Source organism: uncultured Fibrobacter sp., assembly GCF_947305105.1.
GTDB lineage: Bacteria > Fibrobacterota > Fibrobacteria > Fibrobacterales > Fibrobacteraceae > Fibrobacter.
Window position 1 is genome coordinate 65,877 of sequence record NZ_CAMZCS010000005.1, and the last position, 19,718, is coordinate 85,594.

Genomic DNA, 19,718 nt, shown 5'->3' on the forward strand with positions numbered 1-19,718 from the left:
GTGAACAATAATCCCTTCGAACTCATAAAGACAAGCGACCATAGCAAGGCTCGCCGCGGTCGTCTCCACACCGCCCATGGCACCATCGAAACGCCGATTTTTATGCCGGTGGGGACTCTTGCGAGCGTGAAGGGACTTTCTTCTCGTGATCTGCGTGAAATGCAGGCGCAGATTATCCTCGCGAATACGTACCACCTGTACTTGCGCCCGGGCACGGAACTCGTGGCCAAGATGGGCGGCGTTCAGAAGTTCATGGGCTGGAACGGCCCGATGCTCACCGACAGCGGCGGATTCCAGGTCTGGAGCCTCAAGGAGTTGCGCCACATTACCGAAGAGGGCGTGGAATTCCATAGCCATCTGGATGGCTCGCGCCACATGTTCACCCCGGAATCGGTGATGAAGGCCCAACGCGAAATCGGCGCGGACATCATCATGGCCTTCGACGAATGCACGCCTTACCCGAGCACCGTCGAGGAAGCTTCGCAATCGCTCGACTACACGCTCAAATGGACACGCCGGGCAGTGGACTGGCTCCGCGAAAACCCGCCTGTCCATGATTATCCGCAGTATTTCTTCGGGATTGTGCAGGGCGGCATGCACAAGGAACTCCGCCAAAAATCCATCGACGCCCTCAAGGAAATCGCTCCCGACGGCTACGCGATGGGCGGCCTTTCCGTAGGCGAACCCGTAGAAACCATGTACGAAATTGCGGATTTTTGCACAAATTCGCTGCCTGCTGACCGAGCCCGCTACGTGATGGGGGTGGGTACGCCCTGGAACCTGCTGGAACTCATCAAGCGCGGGGTCGACATGTTCGACTGCATTCTGCCCGCCAAGAACGCGCAGGACGGCCTTGTGTACACCAGCAGGGGTGTGCTCCGTTACAAGAACGCCAAGTTCGCCGATGACAGCCGCCCGCTCGACCCGGAATGCGACTGCCATTGCTGCCGGAACTACACCCGCGCCTACGTGCGCCACCTGTTCAAGACCAAGGAACCCCTCGGCTGGACGCTTTCGACGCTCCACAACCTGCATTTCTACCTGCATTTGATGCAACAGGCCCGTGACCATATCGAAAAGGGCGATTTTGACGAATGGTCTACAGAAATTATCCCGCAACTCCAGCAGGAGGCGGAATAATTTTTAGAGTTCCCACCAAGGAACGGCCCAAATGTCATCGGCAAGCTTATAGGGGGTGGGCGTGTTGCAGGCGACAATCGCTGTACCGATGTTTTCGCTCGGGAAAGTTTCTTTAAAAGAGGTGATTCCCTTCGTGTCTTTCTTGGTGGGGTGTGTCGTAATTTTGATTTCCAATGGGAAAACCATGCCGTTGCATTCCAGAAGTAAATCGACCTCCGCTCCGGAATACGCCCTATAGTGGTAGATGTTGGGCCTGGCATGCCAAGCGTTAATCCGTTTCACGACTTCCATCACGACAAATGTTTCAAATATGTGCCCGTATAACGGGTGAGAAGCAAGAATTTCTGGAGAAAAAATTCCCTGCAGGTTGCACAAAAAACCTGTATCGACAAAGTAGCCCTTGCTCTTGCCCGAAATTCGCTTGACGGGGTTCCTATTAAACGGAGGAATCTTTATCCACTGGTACGAAGCTTCGCAGATATTTTCCCAACGAACCGCCGTGGTACGGTCAATCCCGAGGTCTCGTCCCAGTTCGTTTGAGTTTACCTCTTGTGCAGACAACGCCGAAAGCAGACGCACGAAACGTGAAAATAGGGTTAGGTTAGAAATCTCGGAAATATTACGGACATCGCGCTCGATATAGGTTCGCATATAGCCCGTAAAGAAATCTGGGATAAGCTGATTGGGCATTTCCAAAAGCCCAGGCATCCCGCCGCGCCACATCAGGCGGCTCAGAGGTGGTACAGATCCATCACCGAATCCCGAAAAATCATCTGCGCCATCTGTAAGCAGAGCTTCGAGTATTCCGTGTTCCTCCTTTTGGAACATCTCCTTAAAACAAAGTGGGTAGAGATCAAGTACTGCAACACGTCCGGCCATGGATTCCGCCGCTCCGCGCAACACATTTAGATTCTGCGAACCGCTCAGGTAGAAAAGCGATTTTTCATTCGCATGTTCATCAACAAAACGCTTAAGAGAAGCGAGAACCTGCGGCACATATTGCACCTCGTCCAAAAATCCAGGCGAGTTCATCTGCTTCAGGAACAGGTCTGGGTCAGCCTTGGCTCCGCGAATATCCTCAACAGGGTCGAATGTTACCATTGAACCCGCCGGGACGAGTTCTTTGACCAGAGTCGTTTTACCGACCTGTCTAGCACCCGTTAGCAAGACACACGGAAAAAACTTGAATAATGTCTCAAGCCTATTTTGGATAAATCGATGGAGCATAGCACCTCTATTTTTATGGATAATATACATAAAAATATAGGTAAAGTCAAGTTTTGTCTATAAAAATATGGATTACATCCGTAAAATTAAAGATGAATTGATGCCTTTGGCAAAAAAAACACCCCCGACACACAAATGCCGAGGGTGATATCCTCAAAGTGAGCGCGTTGCGCGAACGACCTCATACCTCAGAGGCGCCGTGCGCCGACCTCACTCCTATTTAAACAGGTTCTTCATCTTCTCGAGGAAGGATTCTTCCTGTGCGGTTTCCTTGTCGTGACGCAGTTCCGCGAGCTTCTGGTAGAGTTCCTTCTCTTCGCGGCTCAGGTCCTTCGGGATTTCCACGCCGATGTTCACGTAGAGGCTTCCACGGTCACCGCGCTTGTTCAGCGGGTACAGGCCCTGCTCGCGCAAGCGGAGAATGCTTCCAGCCTGGGTGCCGGCCGCAATCTTGATCTGCACTTCGCCACCGTCCAGCGTCGGGATGCGCTGCGTACCGCCAAGCACCAGCTTGTGGATGGGCACCTTGACTTCGCAATGCAGGTCGTCGCCTTCGCGGGTAAAGAAGTCGTCGGGCTTCTCGGCAATCACGGCCAGCAAGTCGCCGCAGGCACCGCCACGGGGACCGCAGTTGCCTTCGCCACGCAGGTTCAGGTACTGCCCCTCGGCAACGCCCGCCGGGATCTTGATGGAAATCTCTTCGGTTTCCTGCACGCGGCCCTCGCCGTGGCAACGGCTACACGGATTCGCGATGACTTCGCCCATGCCGTTACAGGTGGGGCAGGCGCTCTCGGAAACCATCTGGAAGAACCCGCCCGACACGCGGCGCACGCGCCCCGTTCCATGGCAGGTATCGCAAGTCTTGATGTCCTGGCCGCCCTTGCCGTTACATTCGGTACAGGGGGTGTAGCGCTTGAGGCGCACCTTCTTGGTGCAACCCTCGAAGATTTCCTTGTAGCTGAGCGCCACCTTGATCTGCAAATCGTTACCGCGCGGAGGTCCCGCCTTGCGACTGCTCCTGCGGCCACCGCCGCCAAAGCCAAATCCACCACCGAAAATATCGCCGAACTGCGAGAAAATATCTTCGAAACTGAATCCGCCACCGCCGAATCCGCCGCCACCAAAGCCACCGCCCGGGGCGTTGAAACCGAACTGGTCGTAGTTCTTGCGCTTTTCAGGATTCGAGAGAACGTCGTAAGCTTCGGCAGCTTCCTTGAACTTCTCTTCGGCTTCCTTGTCGCCCGGGTTCTTGTCCGGGTGGTACTTGATGGCAAGTTTCTTGTAGGCGTGCTTGATCTCGTCAGCACTCGCGTCCTTGCCGACACCTAGAACTTCGTAATAATCTCTTTTTTCAGCCATAATATGCCTTTGGCATTTAGTGATTAGTAAACAGTGGTTAGTAAACAGAGCGGCTTCGCCGCAATTATAAATCCTAACTACTAATCACCAACCACTAATCACTTATTTTACAACAAAAGGATTGCCTCAATTTTAAGGCGAATCCTTTCATGTAATTAGTGGTTTTTGTCAATGACTAAAACTAATCACTAATCACCAACCACTAACCACTTCCTATTAGTCAACCACTTCCGCGTCGACGACTTCCGGGCCATCGCCCTTCTTGTCGTTCTTCGGCTGTTCAGAAGCGCCCGGCTGCGGACCCGGCTGAGCCTGGTTTGCACCGGCAGCCTGAGCCATGGAGCTGATCATGCCCTGGAGCTTGTCCATAGCGGCCTTGATTTCTTCCTTGGTGCCGTTGTCCTTCTTGGCCTTGATGTCGTCGATAGCAGCCTGCAGCTGGCTCTTGGTGTCGGCCGGGAGCTTGTCGCCGAATTCCTTGAGCTGGCCTTCAGCCTGGTAAGCCATCTGTTCGGCCTGGTTCTTGATGTCCACAAGTTCGCGCTGTTCCTTGTCCTTGGCAGCGTTGGCTTCGGCATCCTTCACCATCTTGTTGATTTCGTCCTCAGACAAGCCGCTGGAAGAAGTAATCTTGATGGACTGTTCCTTGCCGGTTTCCTTGTCCTTGGCAGACACGTGCACAATGCCGTTCGCGTCGATATCGAAAGTCACTTCGATCTGCGGCACGCCACGCGGCTTCTTCGGAAGGTCTGTCAAGTCGAACTTGCCGAGCGTACGGTTGTCGCGGGCAAATTCGCGTTCGCCCTGGAGCACGTGAATCGTCACGGCCGGCTGGTTGTCTTCGGCGGTAGAGAACACCTGGCTCTTCTTGGTCGGAATCGTGGTGTTACGGTCGATGAGCTTGGTCATCACGCCACCGAGAGTTTCGATACCCAAGGAAAGCGGAGTCACGTCGAGGAGCAACACATCCTTCACGGAGGAGTCGCCGCTAAGCACGGCACCCTGGACGGCAGCACCGATAGCCACCACTTCGTCCGGGTTCACAGTCTTGTTCGGTTCCTTGCCGAAGAACTTGCGCACAGCTTCCTGCACGGCCGGGATACGGGTAGAACCACCAACCAAGATGACTTCGTCGATTTCGCTCAAAGAAAGACCGGAGTCCTTGATAGCCTTGCGGCAGGGTTCCATGGAGCGTTCCACCAGGTGGGCGGTCAGCTGGTCAAACTTTGCACGGCTGAGCGTGAGGTCCAAATGTTTCGGGCCCGAAGCGTCGGCAGTGATGAAGGGGAGGTTGATGTTCGTGGAAGTCGTGGCAGAAAGGTCGATCTTGGCCTTTTCGGCGGCGTCCTTCAAACGCTGCAGGGCCATCTTGTCCTTCTTCAGGTCGATGCCCGGATTGTCCTTCTTGAATTCGTCGTTGATCCAGTCGATAATCACTTCGTCGAAGTTGTCACCGCCGAGCATCGTATCGCCGTTGGTGGCCTTCACGCTGAACATGCCGTCGTCGATTTCCAGGATGGAGATATCGAACGTACCGCCACCGAGGTCATACACGGCGACCTTTTCGCTCTTCTTGGAGTCAAGACCGTAGGCAAGTGCAGCAGCCGTCGGTTCGTTCACGATACGCAGCACTTCGAGGCCAGCAATCTTGCCGGCGTCCTTCGTAGCCTGACGCTGGGAGTCGTTAAAGTAGGCGGGGACCGTAATCACGGCCTGGGTCACCGGCTGGCCGAGGTAGTCTTCGGCAATCTTCTTCATGGTCTGGAGAACCATGGCCGAAATCTCGGGAGGAGCAAACTGCTTGTCGTCCACCTGCACGCGCACCGGGTCAGAACCCGTGCCCACCAGCTTGTAGGGCATGTTCTTTTCGGCAGCGGAGCATTCGCCGGCGGTGCGGCCCATGAAACGCTTGATGGAGTAAATCGTCTTTTCGGGGTTGGTGATGGCCTGGCGCTTTGCCACGTGGCCCACCAGACGTTCGCCGTTCTTGCCGAAAGCGACAATGGACGGGGTGGTGCGGAAACCTTCCGCGTTAGCGATCACGACCGGCTTGCCGCCTTCCATCACGGACACGCAGCTGTTGGTCGTTCCCAAGTCAATACCGATAATCTTGCTCATAATGAGTCTCCTATTTTTAAATTCTTGCCGCCCGCGAATCAATCTGAACGGGGCGATTTTTTACGCCCATACATAAGCAAAACCCGTGCCAAATGCTAATAACTGGCAAAAAACGGCCATTTTGTTTCGTTCTGAAACAAGAAAAGCCCCTAAATCGGGGCGAAAAAGGTCCGTTTCATAATGGAACAGTGCTTTGGAAGAATGTGAAAACGTCATTGCGAGGAGCGAAGTGACGAAGCAATCTCAAAAAAGAAGCGGGGAGCAGGATTGTCATTGCGAACCCCGAATAGTGGTGAAGCAATCCCTAAAAAAGGAGGGGAGGGGGAAGCCTCCCCCTCTCTTCTGCCCCATGTCATCCCCGCGAAGGCGGGGATCGCCCTGTGGCATACGCTACCCCCTCTCCTAGGGGGACACCCCCTAAAACCCCCGACACCCTCATAAAAAATAACGCCGGGGGAGAGCCCAGCGTATTCAGTCGATTGGAATGTCGTTTAACCATAGTTAGTCTTTAAGGCATCTTACGGATAACCAATCTTCTTTTTCAAAAGCCATCACTCCAAGTACATTACCATACATACTTTTATCATTTCGCAAACAACGCGCTAAGGCATACTCCTCAGGCGGGAGAGTCGCTTCTTTTCCATCCGTTTCTGACGCCATCCAAATAAAAGCATCTCCAATAGTTTTTCCACCTTTATCAAAGGCGACTCCTCCAGGAGAATATCCCGAACCAAGGAGTATACTGAAACCAAATATGTCATATTTCCCCGTTTCCAGACTTTCTAGGCTTGAACCAAGTTTAATGTCGCCTTTATGTTCGTTTACATAATCAACTAAAATTCGATATTCGGACGTGTCGGGCAAATGCCATCCATCCGGGCAGACAGTCAAGGCTTTTTCCCAAGGGTATAAACGTCCCCATTGTAAACAATTCAATGAATTATTCCTATAACACGAACTCAAAGTATCCGATTCGTAGTTCAAGTTCTGGGCCATCCATACCTGTTCGCCGATTTGCACGGTCCTGTACACTTGCGAGTCACGTACATCCAGATACTCGCCGTATTCTATCTCGGGGTTGAGATACTTGGTCGTGACGCACTTGTACTCTTCGCAATCGTAGAGTTTTGAAGGGATGACAACCGTGCTGCTGGACGACTTCGCAGAACTCGACGAAGACTTCGCGCTACTGCTCGATGATTTCGGTTTGCTGCTGGATGATTTCGCAGAACTCGACGAGGATTTTTGACTGCTGCTGGATGTTTTTACACTGCTGCTGGACGATTCCTCTGTTTTCGCAGAACTTGAAGAAACTTCTGCTTTTGACGAACTGGACGATTCAACCTTCTTGGAACTTGAAGACTTTTCGCCCTTGCCGCTGCTAGACACAACTTTTACGGAACTGGACGAGATTTTTCCGTCGCTGGAGGAACTGCTGCTGACAGCTTTTTTGCTCGACGAAGACGATGAATGACTACTGGAGATTGCTTCGTTCGTCTCGCTGCTGCTGGAAACATCGTCGCTGGAGGAGGAGAGGGAAACCTCGCCATCCGCAGGCCCCGCCGGCGAATCGCTCGATGCGTCGTCCCCGCAAGCATTGCCAAGCAACGCCGCCATAACAACCATTCCCCCCAAAACAAACTTCTTCAGCATAAATAACCTCACCCCTAAATATAACCCAAACCCCGCCCCAAAACAACCCACGCGTTCTACAAGGTAGAGGGGATAAAATGTAGACTTTTACACAAAAAATCCCAAAGTTTATGCGTTTTTCTACATAAAAACACCCGAACATAGGGTAAACCACAAACAGTGCGCAATTTTCGACCAGTTACATCAAACAAATAATATGAGAGAAAAAGCAGGGTTAAGGGGGTATATTTTGCAAAAAAACAAAATTAACCCCATTAAACAGGGGTTTTTGCGACAAAAATCCTCCGTAGGGGAGGATGCTACAATTCCAGGATTTTCAAGTAGTCCATTCGACTATTCAAAATGCGGACAACTAGTACCTTATCAAATTCAATTCGATAAAAGACAATACAATTCGATACAGATAAACAACGATATCAACTCAACGAATCTACTTTGCCTTTTAAAGAGGGACCTATTTCAGGAAAAACAGCAAGGTTGTTGATTGCATCAAGAATTTCAAGAACCTTTTCATTTGCCGCTTGAGGACTACTTAATTCAGATTCTATATAAGTTTTGATTGAATCCAAATCCTCGGATGCCTTTGGCGAAAAAATGATGACGGGCATCTACACCTCATATTTCTTCCGCACGTCTGCAGCAGAAAGCCAACCGCCTTGTTCGGCGGATCGTTCACCCTCGGCAAGTGCCTTCTGGAGTTTCAACGCCGCGACCATCCGTTCGTATTCCTTGATGTCGATGACGACATAGCAACCTCGACCGTTCTTGGTCAGGAATACCGGAGATTCTTCGGAAACGTTCTGAAGAACCTCATTGTAATTTCGTAAATCAGACACAGGTAAAATGCACGGCATAAACAAACTCCATCTCAATAATACATAATTTTAAGTAAAATTACAAGTAAAAAATTAAGAAAATTTGTTTTATAGAAATAAAAAATCCTCCGCAGGGGAGGCTTTTATTAAAAAAAAATGAATAAAAAGTGGTATAAAATCAAAAATATTTGATTTTTCCATACTTTTTAGTTATATTTAGGGTATGGAGAGGAAAATCAAACATAAGCTCGTCGAATGGGCGGAATCGTCGGAACGCCAGCCGCTCCTGCTGCAAGGCGCGCGCCAGGTTGGCAAGTCATACCTTCTCGACTGGCTCGGAGAGACCTACTTTGAAAACACGGTCCATGTGAACCTGGAAACCCAGCTTTCCATCGCCAAGATGTTCGACGGGGACATCAATCCCCAAAAGATAGTCCATGCGCTCGAGTCGGTTTCCGGGATTCAGATCAAGCCGCACAAGACCCTGATTATCCTGGACGAGATTCAAAGTTGCGAAAGGGCGCTCATGTCGCTCAAGGCGTTCTGCGAAGAGGCACCCCAGTATGCGGTCAGCGCGGCGGGCAGTCTGCTCGGTGTCGCCATCAACCGCGAAAAATTTTCTTTCCCCGTAGGCAAGGTCCACGAGATAACGGTTTTCCCGCTCGATTTCGAGGAGTTCCTCTGGGCTTGCGGCGACAAGATTCTCGCCGATTCGATTCGGGAACATTACGCATCGATGACCCCCATGGAAGAACCCGCTCACAACAAGGCCATCGAGCGCTACAAACAGTATCTTGTCCTTGGCGGAATGCCTGCGGTCATACAAAAATTTATCGATACAAGCAGCATTGTTGCCCCGACCGAAATCCAGAACAGAATCCTGAACGACTATTCTGCCGACATGTCGAAATATGCAACTCCCAGTCTCGCTGTAAAAATTCGCAGATGCTACGATTCCATTCCCGTCCAGCTCGCCAAGGAGAATCGAAAATTCCAGTACAAGCTTGTGCAACGGGGCGGCACCGCGACCATATTCGGAGAATCGCTGGATTGGCTTTCATTTGCCGGGCTCATTTCCAGATGCAGCCTTGTAAGCAACGGTTTTATGCCGCTGGCGGCGTATGTAGACATGTCAGACTTCAAAATATACATGGGCGACGTCGGCCTGCTCACGTTCAAGTCGGGAATGGCCTCGCAAGTCATACTGTCCGAGACGGAGCCTGACAACGGCTTTATGGGCGGTCTTACCGAGAATTACGTAGCCCAGGCTTTTGCAACCAATGGCCACCGCCTCTTCTACTGGAAAAACAAGAACACTGCCGAGGTGGATTTCGTCCTTCAACTCCAGGATAAAATAGTACCTGTTGAAGTAAAGAAGGGTGTTCACACAAAATCTACCAGCATGAGCATCTTCCGCAAACAATTCAATTGCGAGACGTCTATCCGGATTTCAAAGAAGAACTTCGGATGCACGGACGGCATCATGTCTGTGCCATGTTACGCAGTTTTCTGCATTTAACTAAGCCGAGTTTGTTTATTCAGCAAAAAATCCTCCTCGGGGGAGGATTTTCAGTTAAAAAGGGAGACCCCCGCCTGCGCGGGGATGACATTAAAAGGGGAGGTTACTTCCCGGACGAGACAATCACCTTCGCCGTTTTCAGAATCTTGTTCTTGAGCTTGTAGCCCTTCTGGAACACGGTGACCACGTGGCCTTCGGGCACGGTCTCGCTGGGCTGCTGCATCAGGGCTTCGTGGCAGTTCGGGTCGAATTCGGCACCGGTCGGGTCGATTTGCTCGAGGCCCGCGTCGGTGAGAATCTTTGCGAACTGGTTGTAGATCATCTGCATGCCCTTCTCGAAGGCTTCCAGGTCCTTGGCCTTGTTTTCGCTTGCGAAGGCGCGCTCGAAGTTGTCCTGCACTTCGGAGAGTTTTTCCAGGAGCTTGCCGTTAGCGGTCTCGATAAGTTCGAGCTGTTCCTTGGCGCTACGGCGGCGGAAGTTGTCGAATTCGGCCATCAGGCGCAGGTTACGGTCGTTGGCGGCAGCAAGTTCGGCCTTGAGCACCTCGGTTGCTGAGCTTGTCGAAGCATCGGCAGATTCTGTAGATTCGGGAGCCTGGTCAGCGGGCTGGTCTGCGGCATCAGCGGGTTGCTCGGCGGCAGCTTCGGCCTGAGCTTCGTCAGCCTTGTTCGCCTCGGCTTCCATCTTCATTGCGTCTTCGGCGGCCTTGAGCACGTCCTGTTCGAATTTTGCCTTTTCTTCTGCGGTTGGTTCCTGTTCGTTTTTATCTTCAGCCATTTTAAATTGCCTTATTTGATTGCCCGAAAAAATGCTGGGCATCTGTTTTACATTTTCGACCCAAATTTAGCAAAAAATATGCCAAAGGTAAAGTATGGGGTTAGGGCAGGTGTACGCTCAAAAAAGTTTTATTTTGAAACGTTGCGGCCTCGGGGCGTATAAATATCGAAGATAAGCTCGTCTTATACGTTTTGTCGAAAGAGCGGATTTTAGGAAAGTATATAAATCTTTGAAAAAAGGACTCCTTATACGCCCAGTGATTGATAATTACAAGTTCCTGCAACTATAGACACGATCAGGTCTTGCCAATACAACGATAAATTTTATCAGCAAAACTTTATAACTTTTTAATTTTCAACGACTTACAATATTTATCAAGGATGATAATACAGCTGGATAATGTTTAACATTCTTCTACAAGAGTGGGAACAGCCAAAAGAAACTATAATGAAAATCCCTGATTCTTTTCCGTTTGTTTAGTTTACATAATCCGCATTATCGGCAATTATAAATAGGAAGAAATTTAATGGAAAATAGATATTACTGCATAAAATGGCTTTTTCAAAGACAAAAATCACTGCAAAACGCCACTTTTGGCCCCAATGCCCTTTTGGAGCCAAGGCAAACCAACTATTTTATTATATTGTTCATGGATAGAAAGATGAAAATCAAGAAAAATATCGGACTAGGGAGTTTCGCCATGCGTCGGTCGGGAATCGCGGCCTTTTTGCTGACGGCGCTTCTGAGTATCCTGGTGCTGGCGGGTTGCTCCGCCACTAGGAAAATTGCCGCGGCCGACATCCTTTCTAAGACAAAGCTGGAATTCGAGGCGCTTTCGCTGGACTCGGTCAACATCAACAAGGACCTTTTCCCGGAGAAAGGGCTCGCTTCGGGATTCCTGCCGAATCCCCAGGTCGTGACGATGCTCCAGAATTTCGCCCGTGGGATTATCGAGAAGGAACTCGGGACGGCCAGCCTGGATATCGCGCTGTCGGCGACGAACGGGAGCAAGGACACGCTGTGGATCCGCTCGTTTAACGCGAACATTACGCTTGACACGATTATTACGCTGCCGGTCACGCTCAAGGACAGTTGCCTGCTCAATCCGGGCAAGAACTCGCTGTCGGTCAAGACGCAGTTCCCGCTGGATTGGCGCATCTTCAAGTTGCCCGACGTCCGGCATTTCAAGATTGTGGGCGTCATCGAGGTCGCTTTGGACTCCGACGGAGCCACCGTCCCGCTAGATTTTAATATCGAACGCGACATTTCGGACGAAGAAATGCGCAACATCATGGAAACCGTAAGGACTTCCATCATCAACGGAATCGTGAACGATTGGGTAGGTGCTATTCTGCCCGAAGGTAACTAACATGAACAGAATTTTTGTACCCCAAGATTTCAATCCTGATAACGTCGCACTTGTGACTTCCCTATTCCAGTCCCTCCTCACCGCCGAGGTCGAGCCCTCGCCTGCCGCCCTGCGCAACTGGATTTTCAAGTGGAGCGAACTGGAATCTGTGCTGGCCGAAGTTTCCAGCCGCCGCTATGTGGCGATGACGTTGAACACCCAGGACGAGGCTGCTGCCAAGGCCTACGGAGATTTTGTAGAAAATATCGAGCCCATCTCGAACGAATACGACGACAAACTGAACAAGAAGCTCGTCGCCCACCCCAGTTTCAACGACCTCAAGAGCGAATTCGGCATCTGGTTCAAGAGCGTCCAGGTCTCGCTGGACCTGTTCGACCCGAGAAACATCCCCCTTTCGACCGAAGAAACCAAAGCCATCCAGGACTACCAGAAGATTACTGGCGGCATGAGCGTCGAGTTCGACGGCAGTGTCAAGACGCTCCAGCAAGTCGGTGCCTACCTCGAAAGGACGGACCGTGACTTGCGCGAAAAGGCCTGGCGCACCGTCTGGGAACGCCGCCTCCAAGACAAGAAGCCACTTGACGATGCCTTCGACAAGTTGTTCCAAATCCGCAACAAGATTGCCAAGAACGCGCACTGCAAGGATTACATTGATTATATCTTTCTCGCCAAGCGCCGCTTTGACTACACTCCGGACGACTGCAAGGACTTCCATGAGAGCATCGAAAAGCTCGTTCTCCCCCTCCAGCGCGAAATGTACAAGCGTCGCGCCCAGAAAATGGGCCTCGAGAAGCTGCGCCCGTGGGACTTGGATGTTGATCCGCTGAACCGTCCGCCGCTGACTCCGTACAAGACCGGCGAGGAACTTATCGAGAAGGTCGACCAGATTTTCGAGGGAGTTCACCCGCAGGCGGGCAAGTGGGCCCGCGAAATGCAGGCCAAGAAGCTTATTGACCCAGATTCCAGGCTCGGCAAGGCCCCGGGCGGTTACCAGATTGGTTTCGACGAGAGCCGCCTCCCCTTCATCTTCATGAACTCGGCCGCCACGGACCGCGACATCTACACGCTCCTGCACGAATCGGGCCACTCGTTCCACCAGTTCGCGCTTGCAAACCAGCCGATTTTCCCGTACCGTGACGTGCCGGCGGAATTCGCCGAGGTGGCGAGCATGAGCATGGAACTCATCGGCATGTCGAACCTCAAGCCGTTCTACGGCGATGACAATGAATCCATCCAGCGTAGCGTCTTGGGCGAACTGGCCGACGTCGTCTGGCTTTTCCCGTGGGTGGCGAGCATCGACAGCTTCCAGCACAGGCTTTACGAATATCCCGAACATACGGCCGAAGACCGCAGCGACATCTGGGACGAAATCATGTCCCGCTACGACGCGGGCGTCGACTACTCCGGGCTCGAAGCCGTCCGCCGGAACCTCTGGCAGAAGCAGCTTCACCTGTTCGAGTGCCCGTTCTACTATATAGAATATGGTATCGCGCAGCTGGGCGCCCTGCAGGTCTGGGCGAACTTCAAGAAAGAAGGCCCTGCCGCTATCGACAAGCTTTTCAAGGCCGAAAGCCTCGGCTACAGCGTGTCCATCCCGGAAATGTTCAACACGGCGGGTATCAAGTTTGACTTCACCCCGAAGACCATCGAGCCGCTTGTGCAGACGGTCTGGGACGAAATTAGCAAGATGTAAGTGTGAGGCCGAGGTTCGAGGCGCGATGCCTGAGGCTTGTGGCAATATTTTTTGTTTTTTTCGCAAAAAATATGCAAAATAACGGCCAAATCGCTTGACAAATCAAAAGGAATAAATTATATTTGGCTCCACATCCTAAGGAGGGATGGCCGAGTGGTTGAAGGCGCACGCTTGGAAAGCGTGTTTACTTTACGGTAACGAGGGTTCGAATCCCTCTCCCTCTTCTAAAACTTTTTCCAGAGGTCCAAATGCCTGATCAGAGAGTTTACCTGGACGACATCTATTCCAATGAACAATGTCAGGGCTCTGTATTCCGTGCTGTCGTCATGATGGCGCACGAGGCTCGCTTCATCAACAAGCAAGCAGGACAGGGATTCATCCAGCTCACCAAGAAGCCGACCACGATTGCCATGTACAAGTTCAAGGAAGGCAAGCTCTCGATGACTGAAAAGACCTCCAACGACGCTCCCGCCGAATCTGCCAACGCCGCAGCTTTCGCCCCGGAAGCCGAAGCCTCCTCTCCCATCACGGAAATCTCTCCGGACGTGAGTGCCCAGGCTGACGACGCCTTCGGCATGTAATCTAACCGAAAGTCAAAAAGAAATTCGACCGCTCAAACGAGCGGTCTTTTTTTATTTGCAAAAATACATAAGTCTTTATTTTTCAATGAGTTACGATATTTAGCGAACAATATGAAAAAAGGGTGTTATGTAGGCGAAATTCGCTATTTGCGGTATAAGATGCGGTGCGTTTCGCGGTTCCTGCCGAGCGATTGCTTGCCAACGGAACGGCCCTTGAGGTCGTAAATTCTTGCCGGAGCGAGGTCAACCTTCGGTTCCCGAATTCGGGCAATCGAGGTTTTTGACGAGTCTCCGGTTTTGGAGGAATCCGCAACTTTTGAGGTGTCGGCCGGCTTCGTCGGGTCGGTAACCTTGGACGAGTCAGGCGTCTTGGAGGTATCCGCGACCTTTGCCGTATCCGCCGTCTTTGTGGTATCTTTAGTCTTGGTTGTGTCGGCGGTCTTCGTCGTGTCCGGAGTCTTGGAAGTGTCGGGCGCAGAGGCTTCCTCCTCAATTTGCCAGATGAAGTCATCGGTATTCTTTTTCGGGTTCTGCACCACGGAATTGTCGACAGCCTGCAGGTAATGGCCGCTCTTGGCGTTTTTGAGATACAGGGCGTTCGGGGTATTCACGTTCGCACCTTCGAACACGTACCTCTGGTGCCCACCGCCGTTGTAGCCGTAGGTCGAAGCCTTCACACCCGCCGCAGTCGACTCGTTCGGGATGTCCACCACGCGACTCCCGAGCTTGATGTAATAGGTGACCGGATTGTCGCCCACGGAGAAAATCTTCACGAAGGTCTCTTTCTTGGAGCAGTCCATCAGTTCAAGCGCATTGTCGGAGGTAATCCCCATGCACTTGGAGTTGGCTAGGGACTTGATCCTCCCCTGCTTATAGAACGCCTCTTTGAATAGCTGCTGGTGGATAAAATCGACAAGCTGCACATGGATAATCAGGTCCTTCTCGGACTTGACTTCGCTGGCCTGGTTTAACCCGTACGGCCAGATATGCTGCCTGTCGCAATGGAGTTCGTCACTCGGCTTGCCGCTCAGTTCGCGGAGCTTCGCCTGGACCTTGTCGTTCCTGAAAACGCCATCCTTACATGCATCCCAGTATTCCTGGGTCGTGCCAATGCCCATCGTATGCCCCATCTCGTGCATAGCCGTCGGGACCACCATGTAACTGCGGTTTTCGCCAAAACGCAGGTCGCCGTTGCTGCTTGCCTCGGCCGTGGGCACTCCCGGCGAGTAATACACGTTGATGAACTTGGAGAGGTTCGAATATGTATTGTACAGCTTGACAGCCGAATCCATGACGGTGGTGATACGCTTGTAAGCGTCCTGCTCGTCGGCGGTCGGGTTTGCGGACTTATGGAGTGTGTACGTGACGCCGCCCTCCGCAAAAGCGAAAGAGGAGAGTGCCAAAGAGAACAAAGCGGCTATCTTTACCATAGAAAAAAACGACTTCATAAGACCTCGGGACTTTCAATCTCAAATCTATATTCTGGCAGGCGAAAACGCATGTAAAACGTCGGCAAAAAAAGGAACTGCAAAAAGATGCGAGAAAAATCACCAAAGGACGTATAAGACTCGGCAAAACAAGCATCTTATACGCCCCGCATGAAATCCTGTTTTGCCACAGGGCGTATAAGGCTGGCATTTTTCCAAAATTTATACGCCCCGTAACCTTGAAACACTCATTTTCCACTAGATTTTCCCTTCTTTCCGTATTATATCGGAAATTGCATAACATATTGAAAAATAAGGAGTTACACGAAATAGACTATCTAAAGGAAACACTTGGCTTGCTTTGCTGCGGGCACAAGAGTATATTATTTAACGCATGCAGTACGGAAACCTCAAAATAGGCAAGGTTTACTGGTCGACAAAGGAAGTGTCCCAAAAGACCGGTATCCCGGACTATACCCTGCGATATTGGGAGAGTGTCATTCCGTCTCTCCATGTCCCACGGAACAGGGCCGGGAAAAGGGCATGGCGAAAACACGATATCGAGATGGTCGAGGCAATCCAGGCAATGCTCAAGGAATCGCCAGAAGGTGTCTCGCAAATTTCAAAAGCCGACGTTGCAAAGCGGGTCGCCACCAAGGCACCCATCAAAGTTGAAACTGCACCCCCTGCCCCGCAGCACAATCCCGACCCGGAAGTCCTCCGGAAACTCCGCGAAGAGGTCTTGCTTGCGATGTCGAAGCTGCGCAAGTGAGCGCGCCCCCGCCACCCTATTCCGCGTTGATATTTTTTCGTTCCCGTGTTTCCAAACGGGAGCGAATTTGCTAAATTTAGCCGCGTAACTTTAAACCGGCGGCCTAGGTCGCCAATCACTCAAGAGGTAAATCAAATGGCAGTTTCTTACAAGGAACTCGGCCTGGTGAACACCAGGGAAATGTTTGCAAAGGCTGTTAAGGGTGGCTACGCTATCCCGGCTTTCAACTTCAACACCATGGAACAGATGCAGGCTATCGTGCAGGCTGCTGTGAAGCAGAAGTCTCCGGTGATCATGCAGGTCTCTAAGGGTGCTCGTAACTACGCAAACGGCACCATCCTCCGCTACATGGCCCAGGGTGCTGTTGAATACGCCAAGGAACTCGGCTGCGCCAATCCGCAGATCGTGCTCCACCTCGACCACGGTGACTCTTTCGAACTCTGCAAGGACTGCATCGACAACGGTTTCTCTTCCGTGATGATCGACGGTTCCGCTCTTCCGTACGAAGACAACATCGCCCTCACCAAGAAGGTTGTTGAATACGCTCACCAGCACGACGTGACCGTCGAAGCTGAACTCGGCGTGCTCGCCGGTGTGGAAGACGAAGTCCAGGCTGAAGAATCCCACTACACCAAGCCGGAAGAAGTGATCGACTTCGCTACCCGTACGGGCTGCGACTCCCTCGCTATCTCCATCGGTACCAGCCACGGTGCTTACAAGTTCAAGCCGGAACAGTGCACTCGCGACCCGAAGACTGGCAAGCTCGTTCCGCCTCCCCTGGCATTCGACGTGCTCCACGCCATCGAAGAAAAGCTCCCGGGCTTCCCGATCGTTCTCCACGGTTCTTCTTCCGTGCCGCAGGACGAAGTTGATACCATCAACGCCCACGGTGGCAAGCTCCCGGATGCCGTCGGTATTCCGGAAGAACAGCTCCGCGAAGCTTCCAAGTCCGCTGTTTGCAAGATCAACATCGACTCTGACAGCCGTCTCGCCATGACTGCCGCTATCCGTAAGTATTTCGACGAACATCCGGAACACTTCGACCCGCGCCAGTACCTCAAGCCGGCTCGCGAAAACATGCAGAAGATGTACGAACACAAGATCGTTGACGTTCTTGGTTCTAACAACAAGCTGTAATTTCTACGGCCCTTCGGCAAGCTCACTTCGACCCTGCTCAGTGCAAGCAGGGACCTTCAAGGTCGGTGAGCCTGTCGAACCGAAAAGCCGTGCGGGTTAAACCGCGCGGTTTTTTTGTTGTCTTCCCCGCGCAGGCGGGGATCTCCATTGAAAAAAAGATATATTTAAAGCAAACTAAGGAGCAACCATGTTTTCATTCCGTACCAGCAAGATATTCTACTTGGTCCCTGCCGCCATTCTCGCCCTGAGCGATGCCGTCCCGGCAAACACATGTACGGATGCATGGTTTGATATATTTAATTCAACCTATTTCACAGCTGTTCGCGAAGTCTATATTGATTCAGTTTTTTTTAAAGATGATCGGGACGAGGTGACGACAAAATACCTTTATGAAAACGGAAAACCTGTAGAATTTCATAAAATTAGTAGAAGAAATAATAAAACTCTTTATTCTTATAATTACATCTATTACGATGTTGATGAATCCGCTCTAAAAAATACAGGGAACGAGCATAATTATTCCCCTTGTAACCAACATGATACGACATGCGTTCTACTAAAAGGAAATGAGTATATTTATTCCACTTGTAGCACACCTGATACAACATGCTTTCAAATAAACCAATATAAAGAAGGTGTGCTCTGGGGAGTACAAACAAACAAAGCGACTTCAAATCATATTCAGGTACAGACCGATGATTTGATGAGTGAAGCTTTAGTTTTTCAAGATTCCATCATAGAAAATATATACATCTATTATGACACGGATTCCGCAAAGACAACGCATTTAAGCATTATTGCCGACCCAGATGACGATTTCAAATGTATCCAAAAAAATGATGCAGGCGAACTGGTAGCCGTTATGTTATATAAGCCTAACGAGAGCGGTTTTTCTTTAAGTTATCAAATCGAAGATGAGTTCCACGAATATTTTATTAATGGAAACAAAAGTACAACATCCATCCGCAAAACGCTCAAGCCCGTCAAGATTTCCCCCAAGGCTCGCTACTTCGACCTGCTTGGTAGATACAAATTTATTAGGTAACGAGGAATTACCATGAACATACTTCAAAAATACAACCGAATCATCTTTGCGATTATTTCCATCCCCACTCTCATTGCAATGGCGGGAATCGCATTCCTCATCATTTGCGAAGTTCTTCCTAAAAGTTACCCCGAATACGATGAAAACAAGGGTGTCATTTCGGAAGACGAGGCTGCAAAGAACGCAAAGAAAGAACTGTACAACCAGTATATTTCTTATGACCACATGTTCGTCCTGAACTCCGAACAACAGGAATTTGTCATTCCGGTGACGGCAAGAACAATGGAAAAGAAGGAGCGTTGGACGGAACGTTATAGAATGAAGGAATCTAGTGTCGATGAAGTCGTTTTCGAAAACAGCGCCAACAACGACAGATTTTCGGCAAACGGAGAACCGCAACCTGAAAAAAAAACGGACACAACGTACCTAGCGGCATTTTATAACAGCTATTTCGTAAATCTCGTGTACGAAAATGCGGTCAAGAACATTCACAGGACTTTGATAAAGAAACGCTTCACCGGCTGGGAACTGAACTACATCCGCATCGGTTCAAAGCGTTACCTAGCTTTCATCGGAACCTCTATCGATTCTAACGACGATGGCTACTTGAACGACCTGGACAATGGACATTTTTATCTCTATGACATAGACGCGGACGCCATGAAAGAGGTTACAATCCCGAACATGGAGATTTTGCACTACTACCTGATGAAAAATACATCGTACTTGATTTTTGATGTGAAAGACACAAAACGCCCGGAATCACACAAGAACGAGCGGTTTATGTACCGCTATGACACCAACACAGGAAAGTACGATGACATCATCCCCCAAGAAGAAAAGAAGCTACATCTGAAGTTGATAATGAAGTAAGGCACGGGCTGTGAGCAATGAGCCATGAGCAGTGAGCAATGAGCTGTAAATTCCTCATACCTCAAAGCGACCGAAGGTCGCGACCTCATGCCTCAAAGGGGCTTTAGCCCCGACCTCATACCTAGAGATTGCTTCAGGGCTTCGCCCTTCGCAATGACAAATTTCCCCTAACCACTAACCACTGTTTACTTCCTACTTCCTACTGTCTACTT

General features: G+C 50.8%; 17 protein-coding genes and 1 tRNA gene. 10 read left to right on the forward strand and 8 right to left on the reverse strand.

Annotated elements, in window-relative coordinates:
* Positions 1 to 1,140 carry a tRNA guanosine(34) transglycosylase Tgt gene (gene tgt / locus Q0Y46_RS03825; RefSeq protein WP_297945105.1) on the forward strand — a complete coding sequence of 380 codons (1,140 nt, stop codon included), beginning with the start codon at positions 1 to 3 and terminating at the stop codon, positions 1,138 to 1,140.
* 3 nt (positions 1,141 to 1,143) lie between these two features.
* On the opposite strand, the gene Q0Y46_RS03830 is transcribed toward tgt, so the two are convergent.
* From Q0Y46_RS03830 to Q0Y46_RS03855, 6 genes are all read right to left on the reverse strand, one after another.
* Positions 1,144 to 2,397: an ATP-binding protein gene (locus Q0Y46_RS03830; RefSeq protein WP_366522469.1), complete on the reverse strand. Its 1,254-nt coding sequence runs from the start codon at positions 2,395 to 2,397 to the stop codon at positions 1,144 to 1,146.
* Positions 2,398 to 2,583: 186 nt separating this feature from the next.
* Positions 2,584 to 3,726, reverse strand: a complete 1,143-nt coding sequence (gene dnaJ, locus Q0Y46_RS03835) for a molecular chaperone DnaJ (protein WP_297945111.1) — start codon at positions 3,724 to 3,726, stop codon at positions 2,584 to 2,586.
* Positions 3,727 to 3,942: 216 nt separating this feature from the next.
* The gene (gene dnaK / locus Q0Y46_RS03840; protein ID WP_295860546.1) at positions 3,943 to 5,844 is read right to left on the reverse strand and encodes a molecular chaperone DnaK; all 1,902 of its coding nucleotides are present in this window, start codon (positions 5,842 to 5,844) and stop codon (positions 3,943 to 3,945) included.
* A 501-nt stretch (positions 5,845 to 6,345) separates the two neighbouring features.
* Positions 6,346 to 7,497 (reverse strand): FISUMP domain-containing protein, encoded by a 1,152-nt coding sequence (locus Q0Y46_RS03845; RefSeq protein WP_297945115.1) that lies wholly within the window; start codon positions 7,495 to 7,497, stop codon positions 6,346 to 6,348.
* A gap of 416 nt (positions 7,498 to 7,913) precedes the next feature.
* Positions 7,914 to 8,105, reverse strand: a complete 192-nt coding sequence (locus Q0Y46_RS03850; protein WP_297945118.1) for a type II toxin-antitoxin system RelE/ParE family toxin — start codon at positions 8,103 to 8,105, stop codon at positions 7,914 to 7,916.
* Positions 8,106 to 8,351 (reverse strand): type II toxin-antitoxin system prevent-host-death family antitoxin, encoded by a 246-nt coding sequence (locus Q0Y46_RS03855; protein WP_085490355.1) that lies wholly within the window; start codon positions 8,349 to 8,351, stop codon positions 8,106 to 8,108.
* Between the two features lie 184 nt (positions 8,352 to 8,535).
* On the opposite strand from Q0Y46_RS03855, the gene Q0Y46_RS03860 reads away from it, so the two are divergent.
* Positions 8,536 to 9,831 carry an ATP-binding protein gene (locus Q0Y46_RS03860; protein ID WP_297945122.1) on the forward strand — a complete coding sequence of 432 codons (1,296 nt, stop codon included), beginning with the start codon at positions 8,536 to 8,538 and terminating at the stop codon, positions 9,829 to 9,831.
* A gap of 103 nt (positions 9,832 to 9,934) precedes the next feature.
* On the opposite strand, the gene grpE is transcribed toward Q0Y46_RS03860, so the two are convergent.
* Positions 9,935 to 10,609, reverse strand: coding sequence for a nucleotide exchange factor GrpE (gene grpE / locus Q0Y46_RS03865; RefSeq protein WP_297945124.1), 675 nt, complete (start codon positions 10,607 to 10,609; stop codon positions 9,935 to 9,937).
* Positions 10,610 to 11,270: 661 nt separating this feature from the next.
* On the opposite strand from grpE, the gene Q0Y46_RS03870 reads away from it, so the two are divergent.
* From Q0Y46_RS03870 to Q0Y46_RS03885, 4 genes are all read left to right on the forward strand, one after another.
* Positions 11,271 to 11,978, forward strand: coding sequence for a hypothetical protein (locus tag Q0Y46_RS03870; RefSeq protein ID WP_297945127.1), 708 nt, complete (start codon positions 11,271 to 11,273; stop codon positions 11,976 to 11,978).
* Between the two features lies 1 nt (position 11,979).
* A complete protein-coding gene (locus tag Q0Y46_RS03875; protein WP_297945130.1) occupies positions 11,980 to 13,671 on the forward strand; it encodes a M3 family oligoendopeptidase in 1,692 nt (563 codons plus the stop codon).
* A 139-nt stretch (positions 13,672 to 13,810) separates the two neighbouring features.
* Positions 13,811 to 13,895, forward strand: a tRNA-Ser gene (locus tag Q0Y46_RS03880).
* 24 nt (positions 13,896 to 13,919) lie between these two features.
* Positions 13,920 to 14,252, forward strand: a complete 333-nt coding sequence (locus Q0Y46_RS03885) for a hypothetical protein (RefSeq protein ID WP_295678253.1) — start codon at positions 13,920 to 13,922, stop codon at positions 14,250 to 14,252.
* Positions 14,253 to 14,395: 143 nt separating this feature from the next.
* Here Q0Y46_RS03885 and Q0Y46_RS03890 read toward each other — a convergent pair whose 3' ends face one another.
* Entirely contained in the window at positions 14,396 to 15,682 is a 1,287-nt protein-coding gene (locus Q0Y46_RS03890; protein WP_297945133.1) for a hypothetical protein, read from the reverse strand.
* A gap of 391 nt (positions 15,683 to 16,073) precedes the next feature.
* On the opposite strand from Q0Y46_RS03890, the gene Q0Y46_RS03895 reads away from it, so the two are divergent.
* The 4 genes from Q0Y46_RS03895 to Q0Y46_RS03910 all read left to right on the forward strand — a co-directional run bounded on the left by Q0Y46_RS03895 (position 16,074) and on the right by Q0Y46_RS03910 (position 19,506).
* Positions 16,074 to 16,451: a MerR family transcriptional regulator gene (locus Q0Y46_RS03895; RefSeq protein WP_295678250.1), complete on the forward strand. Its 378-nt coding sequence runs from the start codon at positions 16,074 to 16,076 to the stop codon at positions 16,449 to 16,451.
* Positions 16,452 to 16,586: 135 nt separating this feature from the next.
* The gene (locus Q0Y46_RS03900) at positions 16,587 to 17,588 is read left to right on the forward strand and encodes a class II fructose-bisphosphate aldolase (RefSeq protein ID WP_297945136.1); all 1,002 of its coding nucleotides are present in this window, start codon (positions 16,587 to 16,589) and stop codon (positions 17,586 to 17,588) included.
* A gap of 187 nt (positions 17,589 to 17,775) precedes the next feature.
* Positions 17,776 to 18,633, forward strand: coding sequence for a hypothetical protein (locus Q0Y46_RS03905; RefSeq protein WP_297945139.1), 858 nt, complete (start codon positions 17,776 to 17,778; stop codon positions 18,631 to 18,633).
* Between the two features lie 12 nt (positions 18,634 to 18,645).
* Positions 18,646 to 19,506: a hypothetical protein gene (locus tag Q0Y46_RS03910; protein ID WP_297945142.1), complete on the forward strand. Its 861-nt coding sequence runs from the start codon at positions 18,646 to 18,648 to the stop codon at positions 19,504 to 19,506.
* The last annotated feature ends 212 nt before the right edge of the window (positions 19,507 to 19,718 follow it).